The organism is uncultured Sphingomonas sp., from assembly GCF_902806265.1.
Classification (GTDB): domain Bacteria; phylum Pseudomonadota; class Alphaproteobacteria; order Sphingomonadales; family Sphingomonadaceae; genus Sphingomicrobium.
This window is the reverse complement of sequence record NZ_CADCVZ010000054.1, coordinates 27,818-50,014: the sequence shown is the minus strand read 5'-3', so window position 1 is coordinate 50,014 and position 22,197 is coordinate 27,818. Positions and strand designations below refer to the sequence as shown.

The window sequence follows — 22,197 nt, the reverse complement described above, 5'->3', positions numbered from 1 at the left end:
AGCCGCCGCAGCCGCCGCGTTGGTTGAAGGGTCGGGCAGTCGTCATCAGTCCAGGTTAACAGCACCCGATTAACGAATATGCAAGGCGACGACCGCGCCGCGCGCTACCATTTACTTTCGCCGCCGGGCGGGGAATGGCGTTCGCCGGAACAGCTAAGGACCAGCAATCCATGATCGAAGCCGAATGGTGGGATTACGACAGCGCAGATGAGTGGGCCGACGCCGTTGTCGGCGACATCGGCTTTATCGTCGAAAGCGCGACGGATGCCCGCAACGCGGCCTTGCTTGCCATGCCCGCCGCTCCGGAGTGTGCGCCGGTCCTCCAGCGACTCGCCAAGGCCAAGCTGCCATGGAAAAAGGTTGCAGTCGTCCCGACCGACGACCGGCTGGTGCCCGTCAGTGATGAGCGCTCGGCGGTTCGGGCGCTGGCCGCAGCGCTGATCCCGGCGGGTGCCCGGGTGCTGCCGGTCGCGACGGAAAATCCGGACGTGGCGCTGGCAGGCAACGCCGCCGACGCACGGCTGCAGGACCTGCCCTGGCCGCCCGACCTCGTCTGGCTGACGGTCGACGCAGAGGGCAACACCGCCGGGCTTACGGCCGGGCCCGACCTCCAGGGCGCGCTGGATGCGCCCAAAGCGCGGCGGGCAGTCGGCCTGCGTGCGGACAGCGGCGACGCGCGCGTCTCGCTGACCAGAGCCGCCATCCTGTCCGCCCGCACCATCCTCATCACCTTGGTCGGCGACGACGCGCGGCAGACGCTCGAGGGGGCGATCGCCGACGGGCATTCGAGCAAGCTGCCGATCGGCAAGGTGCTGGCCGAGGCCGAGCAGCCGATCGACATCCACTGGTACGCCTGAATTAGATCAGGCGCTCCGCGTGCCAGCGGAGGTGGTCGGCCATGAAGGTCGAGATGTAATGGTAGCTGTGGTCGTAGCCGGCCTGCCGCCGCAGCTGCAGCGAAATGCCGGCGCTGGCACAGGCGCGCTCCAGCAGCTCGGGCCGCAGCTCGCGCTCCAGGAACGGATCCGCGTCGCCCACATCGACCAGCAGGTCGGGCACCCGCGCGCCATCCTCGATCAGCGCGACCGCGTCATGCGCCCGCCAGCGGCTGCGGTTCGGCCCGAGGTAGCCGTCGAACGCCTTTTCTCCCCACGGTACCTGCGCCGGAGCGACAATCGGGGCGAAGGCCGACACGCTGTGGAAGCGGTCGGGGTGACGCAGCGCGACGGTCAGTGCACCATGGCCGCCCATCGAGTGTCCCGTTATTCCCTGGCGACCAACGTCGACCGGGAACTCCGCCGCCACCAGCGCCGGCAGCTCATCGGTGACATAGCTCCACATGCGGTAGTTGGCCGCCCAGGGTTCTTCCGTTGCGTCGACATAGAAGCCGGCGCCCTGGCCGAAGTCCCAACCCTCCGCGTCCGGCACCTCCGGCCCTCGCGGGCTGGTGTCGGGCGCGACGAAGATCAGCCCGTGCTCGGCGCAGGCGGCGCGGTACTCGCCCTTGTCTGTCACATTGGCGTGGGTGCAGGTCAGGCCCGACAGGTACCAGACCATCGGCAGCTCCGCTCCGCCTTCAGCCTGCGGCGGCAGGAAGATGGAGAAGACCATGTCGGTGCCAGTCGCGGCCGAAGCGTGCTTGACCACCATCTGCCGGCCGCCGTGGCTCCGAGCTTCGCTGACCACCTCCATCGTCATTGCGTCGGCCGGTGCAGCGCGCATAGCTTGTTGCCGTCCGGATCGCGCAGGTAGGCGAGGTACAGCGCGCCAAACGCGTTCTGCCTAACGCCGGGCGGGTCCTCGATCGCCTGCCCGCCAGCCTCGGTTCCGCGCTTCTGCCAGGCGTCGACCTCCTCCGGCGTATCGTAGGTGAAGCCGATGGTCGAACCGTTCGCGTAAGTCGCCGGCTCCCCGTCGATCGGCATGCTTACCATGAACACCGAGCCCCGGCGCCCGTAGCTGAGGCGCCCCTTGTCGTCCTGCCGACCCGGCTTTTCGAACAAGGCGTCGTAGAAGCGCTTGGAGCGCTCGAGATCGTTCGACCCGACCATCACGTGACTGAACATGCCCGTCCCTCCTAGTAGACCACTACCGACCGGATGCTCTCGCCCGCGTGCATCAGGTCGAAGCCGCGGTTGATCTCGTCGAGCTTCAGTACGTGCGTGATCATCGGGTCGATGGCGATCTTGCCGTCCATGTACCAGTCGACGATCTTGGGCACGTCCGTTCGCCCCCGCGCTCCGCCAAACGCGGTGCCCTTCCATACCCGCCCGGTGACCAGCTGAAACGGCCGGGTGGCGATCTCCTTGCCGGCCTCGGCCACGCCGATGATGATCGACTCGCCCCAGCCGCGGTGGCAGCATTCGAGTGCGGTCCGCATCACTTCGGTGTTGCCGGTGCAATCGAAGCTGTAGTCCGCCCCGCCGTCGGTCAGCTCCACCACCTTGGCCACGATCTCCTCGCGGCTCAGCCCACGGGTGTTGAGGAAGTCGGTCATGCCGAACTGCCGGCCCCACTCCTCCCGGTCGGGGTTGATGTCGATCCCGACGATCTTGGCCGCGCCGGCCAGCCGCGCACCCTGAATCACATTAAGCCCGATTCCGCCGAGCCCGAACACCACCACATTCTCGCCGACCTGGACCTTGGCCGTATTGACCACCGCGCCGACGCCAGTGGTCACGCCGCAACCGATGTAGCAGCTCGACTGGAACGGCGCGTCCTCCCGGATCTTGGCGACCGCGATCTCCGGCAGCACCGTGAAGTTCGAAAAGGTCGAGCAGCCCATGTAGTGAAAGATCGGCTGCCCCTTGTGGCTGAACCGGGTCGTGCCATCGGGCATCAGCCCCTTGCCCTGGGTCGCGCGGATCGCGGTGCACAGATTGGTCTTGCCCGATAGGCACGACTTACACTGGCGGCACTCGGGCGTGTACAACGGGATCACGTGGTCGCCCGGCGTCACCGATGTGACCCCCGCGCCTACCTCCCGCACCACGCCCGCCCCTTCATGGCCGAGGACGGAGGGGAACAGCCCCTCGCTGTCCAGGCCGTCAAGCGTGTAGGCGTCAGTGTGGCAGATGCCGGTCGCCATGATCTCCACCAGCACCTCGCCCGCCCGGGGGCCATCGAGGTCCAGCTCGACGATCTCCAGCGGCCGCTTGGCCTCGAACGCGACGGCGGATCTGGTTTTCATGCGGGCTTCCTTATTCGAATTCGACGATGACCTGATCGACCGCCAGACTCTCGCCCGCGCCGACCGGCGTTGCCTTGACGGTGGCGCTCTTCTCGGCGCGGAGGATGTTCTCCATCTTCATCGCCTCGACCACCGCGACCGGCTGACCGGCCTCGACCTTGTCGCCCGCCTTGACGTCGAGCCGGGTGAGCAGCCCCGGCATCGGCGCAAGGAGGTATCTGGACAGGTCGGGCGGCACCTTGTCGATCATGTGCCGCGCGAGTTCGGCCACCAGCGGGGTCAGCACCGTCACCCGGTGAGTCGCGCCGCGCGCCATCATCTTCCACGAGCGGCCGTCCTTGGCGACCAGCACCGTGCGCTGGCGCGAGCCGATGCGCGCGCGGACGAGGCGCTGGCCGGGCTGATAGTCGGCCTCCAGCACCTGCGGTGCGCCGCCGTCCACCACTACCTTGTCCAGCTCGAAGTGCACGCGATGCTCGGCCCCGCCGTCGAGCCGGACGATGTGGTCCTCGGCGACCGGCACCGGCCCGTTCAGCTGCCCGTCGATCAAGGACGCGCGCCGCTCATGCGTGGCGGCGATCAGCGCGGCGATGGCGCTGAGGTCGGCGGTCAGCTGCTCGTCGGTCGGCGCGCCGGTGAAGCCCTCCGGATACTCCTCCGCGATGAACCCGGTGGTGATCTCCCCCGAGCGGAACCGCGGATGCTGCATCAGCGCGGACAGGAAATCGACATTGTGACCGATGCCTTGGATGTCAAACGCGTCCAGCGCCTCGACTTGCGCCTCGATCGCCGCCTCGCGCGTCGGCCCCCAGGTGATCAGCTTGGCGATCATCGGGTCGTAGAACATCGACACCTCGCCGCCTTCGAACACGCCGTCATCGACGCGGACAACATGGTCGTCGGAGCGGGTGGACGCGCTGGGCTGATAGCGAACGAGCCGCCCCGTGCTCGGCAGGAACCCGCGGTACGGGTCCTCCGCATACACCCGGTTCTCGATCGACCAGCCGTTGAGCTTCACATCCTCCTGCCCGAACGCCAGCCGCTCCCCCGCCGCCACCCGGATCATCTGCTCGACCAGGTCCAGCCCCGTGACCTCCTCGGTCACCGGATGCTCCACCTGCAGCCGGGTGTTCATCTCCAGGAAGTAGAAGCTCTCCCCCGTCGGGTCCGCGCCCGAGACGATCAGCTCCACCGTGCCCGCCGAATAATAGCCCACCGCCCGCGCCAGCGCGACCGCCTGCTCACCCATGGCGCGGCGCATCTCGGGGGTGACGAAGGGCGAGGGCGCTTCCTCCACCACCTTCTGGTGGCGGCGCTGGATCGAGCATTCGCGCTCGTTCAGGTAGACGATGTTGCCGTGTTGGTCGCCGAGCAGCTGGACCTCGATGTGACGCGGCGACTCGATGAATTTCTCGATGAACACGCGGTCGTCGCCGAAGCTGGCGAGGCCTTCGCGCTTGGTCGCCTCGAAGCCTTCCCGCACGTCCTGCTCCGACCAGGCCAGCCGCATGCCCTTGCCCCCGCCGCCGGCCGAGGCCTTCATCATCACCGGAAAGCCGATGTCGGCCGCGATCTGGACCGCCTCGTCGGTGGTGGCGATGTCGCCGAGGTACCCCGGTACGACGTTCACGCCCGCTTGCCTCGCCAGCTTCTTGGATTCGATCTTGTCGCCCATCGCCGCGATGGCGTTCGGCGGCGGGCCGATGAAAGCGACGCCGGCGTCCGCCAGCGCGCGCGCGAAGCTCTCCCGCTCCGACAGGAAGCCATAGCCCGGATGCACCGCCTCCGCCCCGGTCATCTTAACCGCGTCGAGGATCAGCTCGGCGTTGAGATAGGACTGCGCAGCCGGCGCGGGCCCGAGCCGCACGCTCTCGTCAGCCATGCGCACATGCGGCGCGCGGGCGTCGGCGTCGGAATAGACCGCGACCGTCTTGATGCCCATGCGCTTGGCCGTGCGGATCACCCGGCACGCAATTTCCCCGCGGTTGGCGATGAGGATTTTGAGGAACATACCTAGTTTGTATCCGCAGGCCGAAGTTTAAGGACGATCAATTTGCTGAGGCGAGCAGCAGCTTGGAACGCTGTAACTAACAACATTGATGCGGGAACAGCTATTAGAGCAGTGTAGATCAGCTGGTAAAACATCAGATAACCGTCGAACATCCACATCGCTATGCCGGCGCACAGAAGTAGCATGCTCGCAGAAGCGAAAGCTCCCAGGAAGAACTCTCGTTTTTGCAATGCATAATATGCGGTGAGACCTACCGCGGCAGGAGACACGATCCAAACGAACAGGTGATAGAGCGGCTCGATCACTCCGCCGCCTCATCCATCGGCGGCTTGTTGTGCCCGAGCAGGCGCAGCACCTCGTCCGCCGCGTCGGCGAGGTTGGTGCCCGGCCCGAAGATCGCCTGCACCCCCGCGGCCCTGAGCGCGGCATAGTCCTGCGCCGGGATGACGCCGCCGGCGACGACCTTGATGTCGGCGCGATCGAGCTCGCGGAGGTGCTCGATCAGCTCGGGGATCAGCGTCTTGTGCCCGGCCGCGAGGGAGGAGGCGCCGACCACGTCGACTTCGCTGGTCACGGCCAGTTCGGCCACCTCGCGCGGGGTCTGGAACAGGGGGCCGGCGATGATCTCGAAACCGAGGTCGCCGAACGCGCTCGATACCAGGTTGGCGCCGCGGTCGTGGCCGTCCTGGCCCATCTTGGCAACCAGCATGCGGGGCTTGCGGCCGAGGCGGGTGGTGACCGCCTGCGTGCCCTCCACCGCGCCCCGCCAGCGCACGTCGGAGCGCTGGCCGTAGATGCCGCTGACCGGCTCAGGCTTGGTGGCGTAGCGGCCGAAGGCAAGCTCGAGCGCGTCGGAGATCTCGCCCAGGGAGCAGCGCACGCGAGCTGCTTGCACGGCCAACGCCAACAGGTTCTCGCCGCTGCGCGCACCCGACTCAAGCGCGTCGAGGGCGTCCCGCACCGCGCCCGCGTCACGGCTCCCCCGCATCGCCGCCAGCCGCTCGATCTGCCCGGCGCGCACTCGGGCATTGTCCACCTCCAAAATGTCGAGCTCGGCCTCCTCCGGCAACCGGTAGCGGTTCACCCCAACGATCACCGTCTCCCCGGTGTCGACCTTGGCCTGGCGCTCGGCCGCGGCTTCCTCGATGCGCTTCTTGGGCAGGCCCTCCGCGACCGCCTTGGTCATGCCGCCGTGCGCCTCGACCTCCTCGATCAAGGCCCAGGCCCGCTCCTCCAGCTCGCGGGTCAGCGCTTCGACGTACCAGCTGCCACCGAGCGGATCGGCCACCGCGGTCACCCCGCTCTCCTCCGCCAGGATCAGCTGCGTATTGCGGGCGATGCGGGCCGAGAAGTCGGTCGGCAGCGCGATCGCCTCGTCGAAGCTGTTGGTGTGCAGCGACTGGGTCCCTCCCAGCACCGCCGCTAGCGCCTCCACCGTGGTGCGCACGATGTTGTTGTACGGGTCCTGCTCGGTGAGGCTCACGCCGCTGGTCTGGCAGTGGGTACGGAGCAGCTTGGACTTTTCGGACTGGGCGCCGAGGTCGGTCATGATCCGCCCCCATAGCGTCCGCGCCGCGCGCAGCTTCGCCACCTCCATGAACAGGTTCATGCCGATGCCGAAGAAGAAGGACAGGCGCGGCGCAAAGGCGTCGATCGCCAAGCCCTGCGCGGCCGCGGCCCGCACATACTCCATGCCGTCGGCCAGCGTGTAGGCCAGTTCCTGCACCGCCGTCGCGCCGGCCTCGTGCATGTGGTAGCCCGAGATGGAGATGCTGTTGAACTTCGGCATCTCGCGGCTCGTGTAGGCGATGATGTCCGACACGATCCGCATCGAGGGTTCGGGCGGGTAGATGTAGGTGTTGCGGACCGCGAACTCTTTCAGGATATCGTTCTGGATGGTGCCGCTGAGTGCCGTAAGCGGCACCCCCTGCTCCTCGCCCGCGACGATGTAGAAGGCCAGCACCGGTAGCACCGCGCCGTTCATGGTCATGCTGACGCTCATCTCGCCGAGCGGGATGCCGTCGAACAGCAACTTCATGTCCACGACGCTGTCGATCGCCACGCCGGCCTTGCCGACGTCGCCCGCGACCCGCGGATGGTCGCTGTCGTAGCCGCGGTGGGTAGCGAGGTCGAAGGCGACGGAAAGTCCCTTCTGCCCCGCGGCGAGGTTGCGGCGGTAGAAGGCGTTACTCTCCTCCGCGGTGGAGAAGCCGGCGTACTGGCGGATGGTCCACGGCCGGCCGGCGTACATGGTCGCGTAGGGCCCGCGGGTGTAGGGAGGAATGCCGGGAAAGCCGCTATCGATCCCGGCTGAGTCCTCGGGTCCGTAGACGGTTTTGAGGGTGATGCCTTCGGGCATGGTGCGCGACAGGTCGGCACCGCGCGCCTCTTTCGCGGCGAGGGCTTTCCAGGCTTCGTGATCGCTCGACATAGGGGAGGGCACTAGACCCAAGTCGTTGCCGCGAAAACCCTAGCGCGCGCGCAATCCCAATCCGAGGATCAGGTCGGCGGCGATCACGAACATGGCGACGAACGCCAGCACGTTGATCCCCAGCAGCGTCAAAAACCGCGCATCCCCCGCCTCGGCCCGGGTCAGCCGGGAGCGGTACAGCGGCACCTCGCCGGTCCGCAGCGCCCGCCCGATGCGCAGGACCAGGAGCACGGCCAGCACCGCGCAACCCACGCCGATGATCAGCTCCGCACCGCGATCGCTCATCAGTGCGCCTGTTTCGGGCTTTCCATGATCTCCGTCAGCATCCCGCCCGTGTCCTTCGGGTGGAGGAAGAAGATCGGCGTTCCATGCGCCCCGATCCGCGTCGGTCCGAGGACGCGCGTGCCCTGTCCCTCATAGAAGGTCCGAGCCTCTTCGATGTCCGGCACTTCAAAGCACAGATGGTGCTGCCCGCCGTCCGGGTTCTTCTCGAGGAACCTGGCGATCGGCGAGTCCGGCCCAAGCGGTTCGATCAGTTCGATCTGCGAGTTCGGCGCATCGACGAAGCAGACGCGCACGCCCTGTGCTGAGAGGTCAAACGGGGGCGAGGCCGGCTCCGCGCCGAAGAGGGTGCGGTAGAGTTCCAGGCTTCGTTCAATCGAAGGCGTCGCAACGCCGACGTGGTTCAAGCGTCCGAATCTCATCACAAACCGTCATGCTGAACTTGTTTCAGCATCCATCCCTCCGCATGCACTTGGGCCCATGAAGCAGCCGTGCGTCTACGTCCTTGCCAGCCAGCCCTACGGTACCCTTTATATCGGTGTCACGTCCGATCTCATCGCTCGGACCTACCAGCACAGGGCTGGGGAGGTGAAAGGCTTCACCTCTAAGTACGGCGTCGTGCGCTTGACCCGTTTCGAGCTGTTCGACACCATGCACGATGCGATTGCGCGCGAGAAACAGCTGAAGCGCTGGCACCGGCAATGGAAGATCAACCTGATCGAAAGTGAGAACCCGCACTGGGTGGACCTGGCGCCTGGCTTAGGGCTGCCGTCTGCTCCATTGGTCAGCTGAACGCGTTCCAGCGTCCATCCTTTCACAAGGCCACCTGTACGAGCCAAAGGATGGATGCTGAAGCAAGTTCAGCATGACGGATGCGGCCTACAGCGGAATATTGTCGTGCTTCTTCCACGGGTTCTCGAGCTGCTTGCCCCGCAGCTTGCGTAGTCCCAGCGCGACCCTCCGCCGGGTCGAGTGCGGCATGATGACCTCGTCGATGAAGCCCATGCTCGCCGCCACGAAGGGGTTGGCGAAGCGCTCCTCATATTCCCGCGTGCGCTCGGCGATCTCTTCGGGCGTGCGGCCGCGGAAGATGATCTCGACCGCGCCCTTCGCGCCCATCACCGCGATCTCCGCCGTTGGCCAGGCGTAGTTGAGGTCGCCGCGCAGGTGCTTGGACGCCATGACGTCGTAAGCGCCGCCGTAGGCCTTGCGGGTGATCACCGTGATCTTGGGCACCGTCGCCTCGGCATAGGCGAACAGCAGCTTGGCGCCGTGCTTGATGATGCCGTTATGCTCCTGCCCCACGCCCGGCAGGAAGCCCGGCACGTCGACAAAGGTCAGGATCGGGATCTCGAATGCGTCGCAGAAGCGGACAAAGCGCGCCGCCTTCTTGGACGAGTTAATGTCGAGCACCCCGGCGAGCACCATCGGCTGGTTGGCGACCACGCCGACCGTGCGCCCTTCGATGCGGCAGAAGCCGGTGATGATGTTGGCCGCATGGTTCGGCTGAAGCTCGAAGAAATCGCCTTCGTCCGCGACCTTTCGGATCAGCTCATGCATGTCGTAGGGCTGGTTGGCGCTCGGTGGGATCAGCGTGTCGAGGCTCTCGTCCGCGCGCTCGGCCGGATCGGACGATGGCCGCTCCGGTACGCTCTCGCGATTGCTGAGCGGCAGGAAGTCGAAGAACTCGCGCGCCGCCAGCAGCGCGTCGATGTCGTTCTCGAACGCCACGTCCGCCACGCCCGACCGGCTCGTGTGCGTCACCGCGCCGCCCAATTCCTCCTGGGTCACCACTTCGTTGGTGACGGTCTTCACGACCTCCGGCCCGGTCACGAACATGTAGCTGCTGTCCTTCACCATGAAGATGAAGTCGGTCATCGCCGGCGAGTAGACCGCGCCGCCCGCGCACGGGCCCATGATCAGGCTGATCTGCGGAATGACCCCGCTCGCCAGCACGTTGCGCTGGAACACCTCGGCATAGCCCGCAAGCGATGCCACCCCCTCCTGGATTCGCGCGCCGCCGCTATCGTTCAGCCCGATCACCGGCGCCCCGACCTTCATCGCCGCGTCCATCACCTTGCAGATCTTCTGCGCGTGCCGCTCCGATAGGGAGCCGCCGAAGACGGTGAAGTCCTGCGCGAACACGAATACCAACCGGCCGTTGATCGTGCCCGATCCAGTGACCACGCCGTCGCCGGGAAATTTCTGCGCCTCCATCCCGAACTCGGTCGCGTTGTGCTCGACGAAGGTGTCGACTTCCTCGAAGCTGTCCTCGTCCAGCAGCACCGCGAGCCGTTCGCGCGCGGTCAGCCGCCCCTTGGCGTGCTGCGCGTCGATCCGCTTCTGCCCGCCTCCCAGCCGCGCCGCCTCGCGCCGCCGCTCCAGTTCCGCAATGGTGGTCGTCATAGGGCAAGCTGTTGGGCGGTTCGCCCGTTCTCGTCAATTCCGCAGCTCCGCCCTTGCGAAGCCAAGGGTTAGAGTCACCGCCGAAGCGCCGCCGCCGCCGGACCTTATTTCGAGCCGGAACAAACACTTACAATCGACGGAACGAAGCTCTGAACCGCCCAGCCGAAAGCTTCGCTAACCCATGTCAGAAAGCTGAACGCGACATTTATGTAGCTCGCTTGCTGTTCGCTCGATCCTTTTGGTCGATCGGCTAGGGAGAGATGCAGTGGCAACTAGTGCGAAACGAGGTTTCGCGGCGATGGACCCCCATCGGCAGCGTGAGATCGCCAGCAAGGGCGGCAAGGCCAGCGGCGGCAACTTCGCTCACGATCGCGAGCGGGCGGCGGCCGCCGGACGCGAGGGCGGCAAGGCCAGCCGGGTCCGGCTGGACGCGTGAGTCAACGGCAAGGGAGCGCTCGGATGGGCGCTCCCCTGCCGCAGTCTGTCGCACTGCAGCAAGAATGTTGCGGTGCAAACCGCCAGCTGAGGGAACCCGAACCGGTCCATTGTGGTTCAACCATCATAACAGCCACAACTGCGCGAGGTGACTTGAAGATGTTCGAGAGTGTCGGCGTTCGCGGTGAGGGTAGTGTGCCTGTGCCGGCATCCCCGAACAACAAAACGGTTCTTATCTGTTTCTCGCATCTCCGGTGGGAGTTCGTGTTCCAGCGGCCCCAGCACTTGATGAGCCGCTTTGCGAAATCCATGCCGGTAGTGGTGTGGGAAGAGCCGGTGGTCGCCGCCGCGGGCGAAGGTCCTTCGCTGCAGGTGCGGTCTGGCAAGGGCGCGCCCAATCTGACGATCGTGACTCCGCAGCTGCCCGAAGGGTTGGACCCGGCGGCCCAGCAAACGGTGCTCAGGGGCCTGCTCGACGGGTTCGTCGCGACCATCTCAGGCAAGCTCATCCGCTGGTATTACACGCCGATGATGCTGCCGTTCTCGCGGCACCTGGATGCGGTCGCCACCATCTACGACTGCATGGACGAGCTGAGCGCCTTCCGCTTCGCGCCGCAGGAGCTGCTCAATTTGGAGAAGGAGCTGCTGGAGGCGTCCGACCTGGTCTTCACCGGCGGCTACTCGCTGTACGAGGCCAAGAAGCAGCGCCACGGCGACGTGCACCCCTTCCCCTCCTCGGTCGACCGCAAGCACTTCGGCGCGGCCCGCAGCGGCATCGCCGACCCGGCGGACCAAGCCGCCATCGCCCGGCCGCGCTTCGGCTTCTACGGGGTGATCGACGAGCGCATCGACCTCGACCTGGTCGCCGCGGTGGCCGACGCCCGGCCCGACTGGCAGCTGGTGATGGTCGGTCCGGTGGTGAAGATCAGCGAGGACGACCTGCCCCGCCGGGACAACATCCATTATCTTGGAGGCAAGGGCTACGAGGAGCTGCCGACTTACCTGGCCAATTGGGACGTGGCGCTGATGCCGTTCGCCATCAACGAGGCGACCCGCTTCATCTCGCCGACCAAGACCCCTGAGTATCTCGCTGCCGGCAAACCTGTGGTATCCACGCCGATCAAGGACGTGAAACGCCACTACGAGAAGCTCTCGGGCGTGCGCATCGCCGCCACTCCCGACCAGTTCGTCCAGGCGTGCGAGCGCGCCCTCGCGCTTACGAGGGAAGACGATGGCTGGCTGGCGGAGGTCGACCTCCTGCTGGCGGACATGAGCTGGGATACAACGCAGGCACGTATGGCAAAGCTGATCGACAACGTCATGGAATCCGCCCGCAAGATCGAACGCCCGGCGTTCGGCGCCTCCGCGGCCAAGGCCAAGAAGTATGATTACCTGATCGTCGGCTGCGGTTTCGCCGGCTCGGTCCTGGCCGAACGGCTGGCGACCCAGCATGGCGCGCGGATCCTGATGATCGACAAGCGCGAGCACATCGGGGGCAACGCTTACGACGAGCTCAACGCGGACGGCATCCTGTACCACAAATACGGGCCGCACATCTTCCATGCCAACTCGGACGAGATCGTCGGCTATCTGTCGCAGTTCACCAGGTGGCGGCCGTACGAGCACCGCGTGCTCGCCAACGTCCGCGACCAGCTGGTGCCGATCCCGATCAACCGCACCACGCTCAACAAGCTGTTCGACGCGAACCTCAAGACCGACGAGGAGGCCGCGGCGTTCCTCGCCTCGCGCGCCGAACCGGTGGCGGACATCCGGACCTCGGAAGATGTGGTGATCAACGCGGTCGGGCGCGAACTCTACGAGTTGTTCTTCCAGGGCTATACCCGCAAGCAGTGGGGCCTGGACCCGAGCGAGCTCGACAAGCAGGTGACGAGCCGCATCCCGACCCGCACCAACACCGACGACCGCTATTTCACCGACACCCACCAGATCATGCCGCTGGAGGGCTACACCCGGATGTTCGAGCGGATGCTCGATCACCCGCTGATCGACCGGTCGCTCGGCACCGACTTCCGCGACGTGCGGGACGAGGTGGACGCCGCGCACATCATCTACACCGGGCCGATCGACGAATATTTCGACTGGCGCTTCGGCAAGCTGCCCTACCGCTCGCTGCGCTTCGTCCATTCGACGATCGAGAAGGAACGGTTTCAGGACGTCGCGGTGGTCAACTACCCGGACACGGAAACGCCTTATACCCGCATCAGCGAGTACAAGCACATGACCGGGCAGGAGCACCCCCGCACCACCATCACGCTGGAGTATCCCAGTGCGGAGGGCGATCCCTATTATCCGATCCCTCGTCCGGAGAACCAGACGCTGTTCAAACAGTACGAGGCGCTGGCGGATGCAACCGCGGGCGTGACCTTTGTCGGGCGGCTGGCGACCTACCGCTACTACAACATGGACCAGATCGTCGGACAGGCGCTCGCCACCTTCCGCCGCCTGGACCAGGCGCGCACCAAAACCGGCGCGTCCAGCAGGGAGCTGCGCCTGGCGATCTGACGTCCAGCCGCAGTCGGGACAGGGATGACCGAACCGACAGAACATCAAACCCCGCTCCAGCTTTGGGGCGGGGTCGAGTGCACCGTTGTCCGGATTGGCGACGAGTTCCGCGACGAGGTGGTCCTGACCGGCCATGCGCATCGGCTGGCGGACCTCGACGCCATCGCGGAGCTTGGGATCAAGACCGTCCGCTACCCGATCGTATGGGAGCGGGTGGCTCCCGACCACCCTGACGAACTCAACTGGGCGTGGCACGACGAACGGCTCCGGCGTCTGCGCGACCTCGGCATCCGCATCATCGGCGGACTGGTCCACCATGGCTCCGGGCCGCGCTATACGAGTCTGCTCGATCCGGAGTTCCCAGCCAAGCTTGCCCGCTACGCGCGCGCGGCGGCGGAGCGTTATCCGTTCGTGGAGATGTGGACGCCGGTCAACGAGCCGCTGACCACCGCCCGCTTCTCCTGCCTCTACGGCCACTGGTACCCGCACACGCGCGACTGGGGCAAGTTCATCCAGGCGCTGGCCCATGAATGCCGCGGCACCCTGACCGCCATGCGCGCGATCCGCGAGGTCAATCCGGCTGCCCTGCTGGTCGCAACGGAGGACCTCGGTCGGACCTTCTCCACCCGCAAGCTCGCGCATCAGGCCGCGCACGAGAACGAACGGCGGTGGCTCAGCCTCGATCTGCTCGCCGGCCGGGTCGGTGCGGGGCACCCGTTCCGCGCCACCTTGGAACGGCACTCGACCGCCGACTTGCTGGACGACCTCGCCTCCGGCGACGCCACGCCCGACATCATCGGCATCAACCATTACCTGACCAGCGAACGCTATCTGGACGAGCGGGTCGAACGTTATCCGCAGGTCGATCCGGGCTCCAATGGGCGGGAAACTTATGCCGACGTGGAAGCGATCCGCATCCCGCACCTCGCCGCCAAGGTCGGCCCGGCCGAGCGCCTGCGCGAAGCCTGGGAGCGCTACAACATACCTTTGGCGGTCACGGAGGTACACCACGGCTGCACCCGCGAGGAGCAGGTCCGCTGGTTCAAGCAGGTATGGAACGCCGCCCGGCAGGTCCGCGAGGAAGGTGTCGACATCCGCGCCGTGACCCTGTGGTCGCTGTTCGGCGCGGTGGACTGGCGCTCGCTGCTGACCCGCGAGGAGAACCACTACGACGTCGGCGCTTTCGATACCCGCGGCGGCAAGCCCCGGCCCACGCTGATCGCCAAAACCGCGGCCGCGCTCGGCGCGGGCGAGGAGTGCGCGCACCCGATCGATCTCGGGCGGGGCTGGTGGCGTCGCCCGGAGCGTTTCTATATCGGTGCTCGCATGTCCACCGACCGGATGCTTGGCGGCAGGCCGCTGCTGGTTACCGGCGCCACCGGAACGCTGGGCCAGGCATTCGGCCGGCTCTGCCACCATCGCGGCCTGGCCCGCGTCCTGACCGATCGGCGCGCGATGGACATCACCGACGCCGCTTCCATCGACCGGGCGCTGGACGAATATCAGCCCTGGGCGGTGGTCAACACGGCCGGCTTCGTCCGTGTGCCGGAGGCCGAGCACCAGCCGGACGATTGCTTCAGGATCAACACCACCGGCCCTGAACTGCTCGCCGCCGCCTGCGCCAGGCGTGGCATCCCGTTGGTGACCTTCAGCTCCGACCTGGTGTTCGACGGGCAGCTTGGCCGAGCTTATATCGAGGCGGACCCGACCTCCCCCGCCTGCGTCTACGGCCAGAGCAAGGCCGACGCCGAGGATCGCGTCCTGGCCATCAACCCCACTGCCTTGATCGTCCGGACCAGCTCTTTCTTCGGGCCCTGGGACCGCTACAACTTTCTGTGGGGTACGCTCGACCGGTTGGTGAAGGGGGAAGAGGTGCACGCCAGCGACAATGCGGTGGTCAGCCCCACCTATGTCCCCGACCTCGTTCATGCGACGCTCGACCTGCTGCTCGATGGCGAGAGCGGCCTATGGCACCTCGCCAACCAAGGCAGCATCAGCTGGCACGGTCTGGCCCGGCAAATCGCTGACCGCGGTGGTCAGAACCTTACCCTGGTGCGCGACATCGGCGGCGACAAGGCGGACACCACCCTGGCCAGCAGCCGCGGTCACCTTCTACGACCGCTCGACCATGCGCTCGATGATTTCATGCTGCACGCGGAGGACTTGCCAGGACGGTAGCGCCCGCCACCGTTCGCCAGCGGGAAGCCGGCTCTGCCCAATCTCGCCCGACTTGCTCGATCGTCCGAGCGGCCGCCCACCGCTGGACCCTTTCCCGTCCCTCATGCTTTGTGTTGAGCCGAGCGGAGGAAGCATGACCCCAAGCCATTGGCCCAAGCGGCTTTACCTCGTCCGGCATGGCCAGTCGCAGGGCAATGTCGCGCGCGATCATGCGGACGCGCACGGGCTGGCGACCATCGGCATAGATATCCGCGACGTCGACGTGCCCTTGTCCGAGTTCGGCCACCAGCAGGCGGAAGCGGCGGGGCGCTGGTTTGCGGCGCTGCCCGACGGGCAGAAGCCCGAAGTGATCCTGTCCTCGCCCTACCTCCGCGCGCGCCAGACTGCCCGGCACATCTGCGAAGCGGGCGGGCTGGCCGGCGGCAAGGCCCGCACCATCATCGACGAGCGGCTGCGCGAGCGCGAGTTCGGCATCTTCGACGGCCTGACCACGCTCGGCATCCGCGAACGCTACCCGGAGGAAGCCGGGCACCGCACGCGGCTCGGCAAGTTCTACCACCGCCCGCCCGGCGGCGAGAGCTGGGCCGACGTGATCCTGCGGCTGCGCTCGGCGATGAATTCGATCAACCTCCATTATGCCGACCGCCGCGTGCTGATCGTCTGCCACCAGGTCGTGGTGCTATGCATGCGCTACATTCTGGAGGAGCTCGACGAGGCGCAGATCCTCGGCATCGACAAGCAGTCCGAGGTCCTCAACTGCGGCATCTGCGCGTTTGACTTCCAGCCGCTGGAGCTCGAATGCGCTCCCCGACTGACGCTGTGGAACCACGCCGCTCCGCTCCACGAGGACCAGGCGCCGGTTACGTCCGAACCCGACGCGGTCGTGGGCACCCGATGAGCGCGCCCGCCGAGCTCACGCCGGCATTGTTGAAGAAGTATCCGCTTCCACCGATCGGCGCGGGCGACAAGAACGCGCGCGGCTCCATCCTGATCATCGCGGGCAGTCGCGACGTTGGCGGCGCGGCCTTGCTGACCGCGATGGCGGCCATGCGCGCCGGCGCCGGCCGGCTGCAGATCGCGACGGTGGACAGCGTCGCCCCGCACCTGGCCATGGCCATGCCCGAAGCGATGGTGGTCGGCCTCGCCCAAGGCCGCGACGGCGGTTTCGCCCCATCCACCGTCAAGCCGCTGGCTGAACGCGCCGCCATGGCTGACGCGGTAGTCGCGGGCCCAGGGATGCAGGGCAACGGGCACACGGCCAAGCTCGCCGCCGCGCTGGTCGGCAACGGGAACCCCCTGGCGCTCGACGCCGCCCTGCTCCGCGCCCTGCCGCAGCGACGGGAGGAAGTGCAGCGCTCCGCCTGCCCCGCCATCCTCCTGCCCCACGCCGGCGAACTCGCTTCCCTGCTGGAGTGCGACGAGGAAGAGGTGGAGGCCGACCCGCTCGCCGCCGGCTGCACTTGCGCCGAGCGCTATGATGCGGTCACCCTGGTCAAGGGCGTCAACAGCCACATCGTTGCGCCGGACGGGACCGCGTTCCTGTACAAGGGCGGCGGTCCCGGACTCGGCGTCTCCGGCAGCGGCGACACGCTGGCCGGGATCGTTGGCGGCCTCCTCTCCCGCCGCGCCGACCCGCTCACCGCGCTGCTGTGGGGCGTGTGGTGCCATGGCGAGGCCGGGCGGCGCCTGGGCGAGAAGGTCGGGACCCTGGGCTATCTGGCCCGAGAGATTCCGGGCGAGGTGCCGGGATTGCTGGAGAGCGTCACCCCGGCGTAGGCCGGGGTCCCGGGCGGCTCGCGCGACCCCTAGGATCCCACCTCCGCCAGGATGACGGCTCAAGCCCCCGCGTAGTCCTCCAGCTCGTCGCCGACCAGCCGTGCGACATGGATCACGTTGGTCGATCCGCTGGTCCCGAACGGGATTCCGGCCAGGATGATCAGCCGCTGGTCCGCCCCGGCGAGCTTGTGCCGCAGCGCCATCCGCTTGGCCTTGCCGACCATCTCCTCGAAGCTCGACACGTCGCGCGTGTTGACCGCGTGCACGCCCCATACCAGTCCCATCCGCCGGGCGACCTTCTGGCTGGCGGTCATCACCAGCAGCGGTACCGGCCCCCGTTCGCGGGCGATACGCCGCGCCGTGCCGCCGGTGGAAGTGTAGCAGACCATGGCCGCGACCTGCACCGTCGTGGCGATGTTGCCCGCGCTTTCCGCCAGCGCATCGGCGGTGGTCGGCTCGGCCGGGGTCGCGGTGAAATGTACCCGGGCGGCGTAGTTGGGGTCGGCCTCTACCGTGCGGCCGATCCGGTCCATCATCTGCACCGCTTCGCACGGATAGTCGCCCGCCGCGCTTTCGGCCGACAGCATCACCGCGTCCGCGCCGTCATAGATGGCGTTGGCGACGTCGCTTACCTCGGCCCGGGTCGGGGTGGGCGAGCTGATCATCGATTCCAGCATCTGCGTTGCCACCACCACCGGCTGGCCGAGCTCGCGGCAGCGGGCAACGATGCGCTTCTGCAGGGGCGGCACGGCTTCGGCCGGCAGCTCCACGCCCAGGTCGCCGCGCGCCACCATCACCGCATCCGAATGCTGCATGATCGCTTCCAACCGCTCGATCGCCGCCGGCTTTTCGATCTTGACCATCAGCGCTGCACGGCCGTCCACCAGCCGCCGCGCCTCTTCGACGTCCTCCGCGCGCTGCACAAAGGACAGCGCGATATAATCCGCCTCCTGCTCCAGCGCGAACTGCAGGTCGGAACGGTCCTTCTCCGTCATCGCCGGGATCGGTACCAGCACGTCGGGCACGTTGACGCCCTTGTTGTCGCTGATCTTGCCGCCGACCTCCACGATGGTGTCGATCCGCTCCGGTGCCACCGCTGCGACCCGCAGCCGCACCTTGCCGTCGTCGATCAGCAACCGGTCGCCCTCACCCACCGCTCCGAACAGCTCGGGATGGGGCAGCTCGACCCGGCTGGCGTCCCCCGGCTCGCTCGACCGGTCGAGCACCAGCCGGCTGCCCGTGTCCACGCTCGCCGAGCCGCCCTGGAGCTTGCCGATGCGCAGCTTCGGCCCCTGCAGGTCGAACAGGATGGTGGTCGGCCGCTTGTGCTCGACGCCGAGCGCCCGGATGATCCGCACGAGCTCGGCTTTGGCGGCCTGGTCGCCATGGCTCATGTTGATCCGGAACGCATCGGCGCCCGACTTCATCAGCTTCAGGATCATCTCGGGCGAGGAGCTCGCCGGCCCAAGCGTCGCCAGGATCCTGACCTTACGCCCGCGTGGGCCAACCGAAACCGCCACTCACATCTCCCTTGTTGCGCCCACGCCATAGCCGCTGGTTTCGGCTGTTCAACCGCTTGAGCGGCCGGCAAGGCTCGCCTAACGGGCTCCCGGCAAAAGAATCTGGTGAGCGGGGACCATAATGGCAGAGGGCAACGTCGCGGCGGATCAGCTGCGGCTGTTCATCGAGCGGATCGAGCGGCTCGAGGAAGAGAAGAAGGGCATCGCGGACGACGTCAAGGACGTCTATGCCGAAGCCAAAGCAAACGGCTACGACACCAAGACGATGCGGGCGGTCGTGCGGCTGCGAAAAATGGAGAAGCACGCCCGCGACGAAGCCGACGCGCTGCTCGAAACTTACCGCAACGCGCTCGGGCTGCACTAAGGAGAAGCACGGCAATGGCCGGCCATTCCAAATTCAAGAACATCATGCATCGCAAGGGCGCGCAGGACAAAAAGCGCTCGGCGATGTTCTCCAAGCTGTCGCGCGAGATCACTGTTGCGGCCAAGATGGGCCTGCCCGACCCCGACATGAACGCGCGCCTGCGGGCCGCGGTGCTGGCGGCCAAGGCGCAGTCCATGCCCAAGGACAACATCCAGCGCTCGATCGACAAGGCCTCGTCGGGCGACGCGGAGAACTATGAGGAGATCCGCTACGAGGGCTTCGGCCCAGGCGGAGTATCGCTGATCGTCGAAGCGCTGTCCGACAACCGCAATCGCACCGCGACCAACGTCCGCACCGCCTTTAGCAAGAACGGCGGCAACCTCGGCGCTTCCGGCTCGGTCAGCCACGGCTTCGAGCGCCTGGGCCTGATCGAGTTCCCGGCAACCGCGGGCGACGCCGACAAGGTCTTCGAAGCGGCGATCGAGGCGGGGGCCGACGACGTCGAGAGCGACCAGGACGGCCACCGCATCTGGACCGGAATCGACAGCTTGCACGAAGTCACCAAGGCACTGGAGGCGTCGCTGGGAGAACCCGAAGCCGTCAAGCTCGCCTGGCGCCCGCAGACCCCCGTCGCGGTCGACGAGGAGCAGGCCGGCCAGCTGGTTAAGCTGATCGACACGCTGGAAGAGGATGACGACGTCCAAACCGTGTGGGGCAATTACGAGATTAGCGACGAGGTGATGGAGCGCTTGGGCTGATCATCCTCGGCCTCGATCCGTCGCTCACCTCGACCGGCTGGGGCATGATCCGGGCCGAGGGCAACCGCCTGGCGCATCTCGCCAACGGTCAGATCAGGACCGCTTCGGCCGACCCGCTGGCGCAACGCCTCGCCGGACTGGCGGACGCGCTCGATGCCTTGCTCGCCGAGCACCGTCCCGCGGCCGCGGCGGCGGAAGAGGTGTTCGTCAACCAGAATCCCGCCTCCACCCTGAAGCTTGCGCACGCCCGCGGCGTCGCCCTGCTCTGCGCCGCGCGCGCCGGCCTTGCGGTCGGCGAGTACGCTCCGACCCTGGTCAAGAAAGCGGTGGTCGGCACCGGGCGCGCATCCAAGGAGCAGGTCCACGCGATGATCTCCCGCCTGCTCCCCGGTGCGAAAATCGCCGGTCCCGATGCGGCCGACGCGCTGGCGGTCGCCATCACCCACGCCCACCATCTGGCGAGTGCCCGGCGCATCCCCTGACACCGTCATGCTGAACTCGTTTCAGCATCCATCCTCCTGCAGAGAGCTGCCGCTCGGGTGGATGCAGGCATCCTGAAACAAGTTGGGGATGACGACGCTTGAAAGTCTTGCTCTAACCGGCCGCGATGATCGCCCGTCTCGCCGGAACCCTCGCCGAAACCGCCGCCGACACCGCCGTGGTCGACGTGAACGGCGTCGGCTACCTCGTGCTGGCGTCCGCCAAGACCCTCGACTCGCTCGGCCCGGTCGGTGGTTCGGTCACCCTGCTGACCGAGCTCCAGGTCCGCGAGGACAGCATGACCCTGTTCGCCTTCGGCTCGGCCGGCGAGCGCGAGGCCTTTCGCCAGCTCACCAACGTCCAGGGCGTCGGCGGCCGGCTGGCGCTCGCCATCCTCTCCATCCTCTCGCCCGAAGAGCTCGCCCGCGCCGTGTCGGCCGGCGACAAGGCGATGGTCGGCCGCGCGAACGGCGTCGGCCCCAAGCTCGCGGCACGCATCACCATGGAGCTGCAGGGCAAGCTCGGCGCCCCCGCCCTCGCCGCCGCAGCCGGCACCGCAGCCCCGCGGGGAGGCGCCGCCCAGGACGCCCTTTCCGCCCTCGCCAACCTCGGCTTCAAGCCCGCCGAAGCCACCGCCGCCGTCGCCGCGGCCAACGACGAACTCGGCCCCGGCGCCACCCTCGACGCGCTGGTGCGGCTTGCGCTGAGGAAGGCGGCGAAGTGAGCCCGTCCCGCTTTTTCCGCCTTCTGCTGGCCGTTGGAGCGCTCACCGGCTGTGCAACCACCAGCGAGTATGCCCGGATTGACCGCTGCCTCGCAGGCGGCCGAGCGTGGGATTATGCGGGTGCACGCTGCACAGCGTCCCCGCCCCCGCAAGTGGACGCGTTGCGGATGGACAAGTCGGAGCGGCGCTTGTCCGCCTACCGGGGCGGCAAGTTGGTCCGCGCCTTCCGCGTCGCGCTTGGCCGCGGCGGGCTCCTGCCCAAGGAGCGGCAGGGCGATGGGCGAGTGCCGGAGGGCCGCTACCTGATCACCACCCGCAACCCGAACAGCGCCTATCACCTGTCGCTTCGCATCGGCTATCCGACGCCCGAGCAGGCCGAGGCCGCCGTGCGCCTCGGCATCGCTCCCGGCGGTGAGATCATGATCCATGGCCTGCCCAACGGGCGCGGCGCGCTCGGCAGCCGCCATACGCTCGCCGACTGGACGGAAGGCTGCATCGCCGTCACCGATTCCGAGATCGAGTGGCTCTACCGCGCTGTCCCGGATGGAACGCCCATTGAGATCACGGCATGACTGCCGAGCGCACCGCCTCCTGCCGCTGCGGCCAGCTTCGCGCCACGGTCACCGGCGATCCGGTGCGCGTGTCGGTCTGCCACTGCCTCGACTGCCAGAAGCGGAGCAGTTCCGTATTCGCGGCTCAGGTGCGCTTTCCTGCCGAAGCGGTAACGACCGATGGCAAGGCAAGCGCCTATGCGCACAGCGGCGGCGGCGGGAATGTCGCCCGCTTCCATTTCTGCCCCTCGTGCGGCGACACCCTGTTCTTCACGAACGACAATGCGCCCGAGACGATTGCCATCCCGATGGGCGCGTTCGACGACCCCTACTTCGTCAGGCCAAACTACTCAGTTTGGGAGCAGCGCAAGCATCCGTGGGTCGAGATCAGCGACGCCATCGAGCACTTCGACTAGGTCGCGGCAAACCTCTGTCCTACACGGCTTTACCTGTGCAACATGCGCGTGTGATCCAGTCCGCGCCTCGTTATCGACTGTCCATGACCTTGCCTCCGACGTCGCTCACCAAGATCACGAAGGTCACATTCACTGTCACTGCCGCAGAGGGA

Annotated in this window: 23 protein-coding genes; 13 read left to right on the top strand and 10 right to left on the bottom strand. The window is 67.1% G+C overall.

Annotated elements, in window-relative coordinates; genetic code table 11:
* The first annotated feature begins 170 nt into the window (after positions 1-170).
* Complete coding sequence (locus tag QZX62_RS10225; RefSeq protein ID WP_294174192.1) at positions 171-857, top strand: 6-phosphogluconolactonase; 687 nt, start codon at positions 171-173, stop codon at positions 855-857.
* A gap of 1 nt (position 858) precedes the next feature.
* Here the strand turns inward: QZX62_RS10225 and fghA are convergent, their stop codons facing one another.
* From fghA to mce, 8 genes are read right to left on the bottom strand one after another with little or no spacing between them, the layout of a single operon-like run.
* On the bottom strand, positions 859-1,692 hold the full coding sequence (gene fghA / locus QZX62_RS10220; protein ID WP_294174236.1) for an S-formylglutathione hydrolase: 834 nt from the start codon (positions 1,690-1,692) through the stop codon (positions 859-861).
* Positions 1,693-1,694: 2 nt separating this feature from the next.
* The gene (locus QZX62_RS10215; RefSeq protein ID WP_294174190.1) at positions 1,695-2,066 is read right to left on the bottom strand and encodes a VOC family protein; all 372 of its coding nucleotides are present in this window, start codon (positions 2,064-2,066) and stop codon (positions 1,695-1,697) included.
* Between the two features lie 11 nt (positions 2,067-2,077).
* Complete coding sequence (locus tag QZX62_RS10210; protein WP_294174188.1) at positions 2,078-3,190, bottom strand: S-(hydroxymethyl)glutathione dehydrogenase/class III alcohol dehydrogenase; 1,113 nt, start codon at positions 3,188-3,190, stop codon at positions 2,078-2,080.
* Positions 3,191-3,200: 10 nt separating this feature from the next.
* Positions 3,201-5,201 carry an acetyl/propionyl/methylcrotonyl-CoA carboxylase subunit alpha gene (locus tag QZX62_RS10205; protein ID WP_294174186.1) on the bottom strand — a complete coding sequence of 667 codons (2,001 nt, stop codon included), beginning with the start codon at positions 5,199-5,201 and terminating at the stop codon, positions 3,201-3,203.
* A 2-nt stretch (positions 5,202-5,203) separates the two neighbouring features.
* On the bottom strand, positions 5,204-5,506 hold the full coding sequence (locus QZX62_RS10200) for a hypothetical protein (RefSeq protein ID WP_294174184.1): 303 nt from the start codon (positions 5,504-5,506) through the stop codon (positions 5,204-5,206).
* On the bottom strand, positions 5,503-7,632 hold the full coding sequence (gene scpA / locus QZX62_RS10195) for a methylmalonyl-CoA mutase (protein ID WP_294174182.1): 2,130 nt from the start codon (positions 7,630-7,632) through the stop codon (positions 5,503-5,505). Before scpA ends, QZX62_RS10200 begins: the two co-directional genes overlap by 4 nt.
* Positions 7,633-7,671: 39 nt before the next feature.
* Positions 7,672-7,917, bottom strand: a complete 246-nt coding sequence (locus QZX62_RS10190; RefSeq protein ID WP_294174179.1) for a hypothetical protein — start codon at positions 7,915-7,917, stop codon at positions 7,672-7,674.
* A complete protein-coding gene (mce, locus tag QZX62_RS10185; RefSeq protein ID WP_294174178.1) occupies positions 7,917-8,336 on the bottom strand; it encodes a methylmalonyl-CoA epimerase in 420 nt (139 codons plus the stop codon). Before mce ends, QZX62_RS10190 begins: the two co-directional genes overlap by 1 nt.
* Positions 8,337-8,394: 58 nt before the next feature.
* On the opposite strand from mce, the gene QZX62_RS10180 reads away from it, so the two are divergent.
* Entirely contained in the window at positions 8,395-8,706 is a 312-nt protein-coding gene (locus QZX62_RS10180; RefSeq protein ID WP_294174177.1) for a GIY-YIG nuclease family protein, read from the top strand.
* A gap of 87 nt (positions 8,707-8,793) precedes the next feature.
* Here the strand turns inward: QZX62_RS10180 and QZX62_RS10175 are convergent, their stop codons facing one another.
* The gene (locus tag QZX62_RS10175) at positions 8,794-10,320 is read right to left on the bottom strand and encodes an acyl-CoA carboxylase subunit beta (protein WP_294174176.1); all 1,527 of its coding nucleotides are present in this window, start codon (positions 10,318-10,320) and stop codon (positions 8,794-8,796) included.
* A 265-nt stretch (positions 10,321-10,585) separates the two neighbouring features.
* Here QZX62_RS10175 and QZX62_RS10170 point away from each other — a divergent pair, with 265 nt between their 5' ends.
* The 5 genes from QZX62_RS10170 (at position 10,586) to QZX62_RS10150 (ending at position 17,232) form a co-directional block, all read left to right on the top strand.
* Positions 10,586-10,756 (top strand): general stress protein, encoded by a 171-nt coding sequence (locus tag QZX62_RS10170; protein ID WP_294174175.1) that lies wholly within the window; start codon positions 10,586-10,588, stop codon positions 10,754-10,756.
* A 287-nt stretch (positions 10,757-11,043) separates the two neighbouring features.
* Positions 11,044-13,278: a UDP-galactopyranose mutase gene (gene glf, locus QZX62_RS10165; protein WP_294174174.1), complete on the top strand. Its 2,235-nt coding sequence runs from the start codon at positions 11,044-11,046 to the stop codon at positions 13,276-13,278.
* A 24-nt stretch (positions 13,279-13,302) separates the two neighbouring features.
* Complete coding sequence (locus QZX62_RS10160) at positions 13,303-15,456, top strand: family 1 glycosylhydrolase (protein ID WP_294174173.1); 2,154 nt, start codon at positions 13,303-13,305, stop codon at positions 15,454-15,456.
* Positions 15,457-15,589: 133 nt separating this feature from the next.
* Positions 15,590-16,354: a histidine phosphatase family protein gene (locus QZX62_RS10155; protein ID WP_294174171.1), complete on the top strand. Its 765-nt coding sequence runs from the start codon at positions 15,590-15,592 to the stop codon at positions 16,352-16,354.
* Positions 16,351-17,232 carry an NAD(P)H-hydrate dehydratase gene (locus tag QZX62_RS10150; protein WP_294174170.1) on the top strand — a complete coding sequence of 294 codons (882 nt, stop codon included), beginning with the start codon at positions 16,351-16,353 and terminating at the stop codon, positions 17,230-17,232. The genes QZX62_RS10155 and QZX62_RS10150 overlap by 4 nt, the downstream gene beginning before the upstream one ends.
* A gap of 59 nt (positions 17,233-17,291) precedes the next feature.
* Here QZX62_RS10150 and pyk read toward each other — a convergent pair whose 3' ends face one another.
* Positions 17,292-18,752 carry a pyruvate kinase gene (pyk, locus tag QZX62_RS10145; protein ID WP_294174169.1) on the bottom strand — a complete coding sequence of 487 codons (1,461 nt, stop codon included), beginning with the start codon at positions 18,750-18,752 and terminating at the stop codon, positions 17,292-17,294.
* Positions 18,753-18,873: 121 nt separating this feature from the next.
* On the opposite strand from pyk, the gene QZX62_RS10140 reads away from it, so the two are divergent.
* From QZX62_RS10140 to QZX62_RS10115, 6 genes are all read left to right on the top strand, one after another.
* Positions 18,874-19,116: a DUF2312 domain-containing protein gene (locus tag QZX62_RS10140; protein ID WP_294174168.1), complete on the top strand. Its 243-nt coding sequence runs from the start codon at positions 18,874-18,876 to the stop codon at positions 19,114-19,116.
* A 14-nt stretch (positions 19,117-19,130) separates the two neighbouring features.
* Positions 19,131-19,874 carry a YebC/PmpR family DNA-binding transcriptional regulator gene (locus QZX62_RS10135; RefSeq protein ID WP_294174166.1) on the top strand — a complete coding sequence of 248 codons (744 nt, stop codon included), beginning with the start codon at positions 19,131-19,133 and terminating at the stop codon, positions 19,872-19,874.
* Positions 19,871-20,356, top strand: a complete 486-nt coding sequence (gene ruvC / locus QZX62_RS10130; protein ID WP_294174234.1) for a crossover junction endodeoxyribonuclease RuvC — start codon at positions 19,871-19,873, stop codon at positions 20,354-20,356. Before QZX62_RS10135 ends, ruvC begins: the two co-directional genes overlap by 4 nt.
* A gap of 125 nt (positions 20,357-20,481) precedes the next feature.
* Positions 20,482-21,078 carry a Holliday junction branch migration protein RuvA gene (gene ruvA / locus QZX62_RS10125; RefSeq protein WP_294174165.1) on the top strand — a complete coding sequence of 199 codons (597 nt, stop codon included), beginning with the start codon at positions 20,482-20,484 and terminating at the stop codon, positions 21,076-21,078.
* Complete coding sequence (locus QZX62_RS10120) at positions 21,075-21,650, top strand: L,D-transpeptidase family protein (protein WP_294174164.1); 576 nt, start codon at positions 21,075-21,077, stop codon at positions 21,648-21,650. The genes ruvA and QZX62_RS10120 overlap by 4 nt, the downstream gene beginning before the upstream one ends.
* On the top strand, positions 21,647-22,045 hold the full coding sequence (locus QZX62_RS10115) for a GFA family protein (protein ID WP_294174163.1): 399 nt from the start codon (positions 21,647-21,649) through the stop codon (positions 22,043-22,045). The genes QZX62_RS10120 and QZX62_RS10115 overlap by 4 nt, the downstream gene beginning before the upstream one ends.
* The last annotated feature ends 152 nt before the right edge of the window (positions 22,046-22,197 follow it).

Bases quoted from the DNA above. Each gene is read 5' to 3' on its own strand.
- QZX62_RS10225 (WP_294174192.1), top strand. From the start codon at position 171: ATGATCGAAGCCGAATGGTGGGATTACGACAGCGCAGATGAGTGGGCC.
- fghA (WP_294174236.1), bottom strand. From the start codon at position 1,692: ATGGAGGTGGTCAGCGAAGCTCGGAGCCACGGCGGCCGGCAGATGGTG.
- QZX62_RS10215 (WP_294174190.1), bottom strand. From the start codon at position 2,066: ATGTTCAGTCACGTGATGGTCGGGTCGAACGATCTCGAGCGCTCCAAG.
- QZX62_RS10210 (WP_294174188.1), bottom strand. From the start codon at position 3,190: ATGAAAACCAGATCCGCCGTCGCGTTCGAGGCCAAGCGGCCGCTGGAG.
- QZX62_RS10205 (WP_294174186.1), bottom strand. From the start codon at position 5,201: ATGTTCCTCAAAATCCTCATCGCCAACCGCGGGGAAATTGCGTGCCGG.
- scpA (WP_294174182.1), bottom strand. From the start codon at position 7,632: ATGTCGAGCGATCACGAAGCCTGGAAAGCCCTCGCCGCGAAAGAGGCG.
- QZX62_RS10190 (WP_294174179.1), bottom strand. From the start codon at position 7,917: ATGAGCGATCGCGGTGCGGAGCTGATCATCGGCGTGGGTTGCGCGGTG.
- mce (WP_294174178.1), bottom strand. From the start codon at position 8,336: ATGAGATTCGGACGCTTGAACCACGTCGGCGTTGCGACGCCTTCGATT.
- QZX62_RS10180 (WP_294174177.1), top strand. From the start codon at position 8,395: ATGAAGCAGCCGTGCGTCTACGTCCTTGCCAGCCAGCCCTACGGTACC.
- QZX62_RS10175 (WP_294174176.1), bottom strand. From the start codon at position 10,320: ATGACGACCACCATTGCGGAACTGGAGCGGCGGCGCGAGGCGGCGCGG.
- glf (WP_294174174.1), top strand. From the start codon at position 11,044: ATGAGCCGCTTTGCGAAATCCATGCCGGTAGTGGTGTGGGAAGAGCCG.
- QZX62_RS10160 (WP_294174173.1), top strand. From the start codon at position 13,303: ATGACCGAACCGACAGAACATCAAACCCCGCTCCAGCTTTGGGGCGGG.
- QZX62_RS10155 (WP_294174171.1), top strand. From the start codon at position 15,590: ATGACCCCAAGCCATTGGCCCAAGCGGCTTTACCTCGTCCGGCATGGC.
- QZX62_RS10150 (WP_294174170.1), top strand. From the start codon at position 16,351: ATGAGCGCGCCCGCCGAGCTCACGCCGGCATTGTTGAAGAAGTATCCG.
- QZX62_RS10140 (WP_294174168.1), top strand. From the start codon at position 18,874: ATGGCAGAGGGCAACGTCGCGGCGGATCAGCTGCGGCTGTTCATCGAG.
- QZX62_RS10135 (WP_294174166.1), top strand. From the start codon at position 19,131: ATGGCCGGCCATTCCAAATTCAAGAACATCATGCATCGCAAGGGCGCG.
- ruvA (WP_294174165.1), top strand. From the start codon at position 20,482: ATGATCGCCCGTCTCGCCGGAACCCTCGCCGAAACCGCCGCCGACACC.
- QZX62_RS10115 (WP_294174163.1), top strand. From the start codon at position 21,647: ATGACTGCCGAGCGCACCGCCTCCTGCCGCTGCGGCCAGCTTCGCGCC.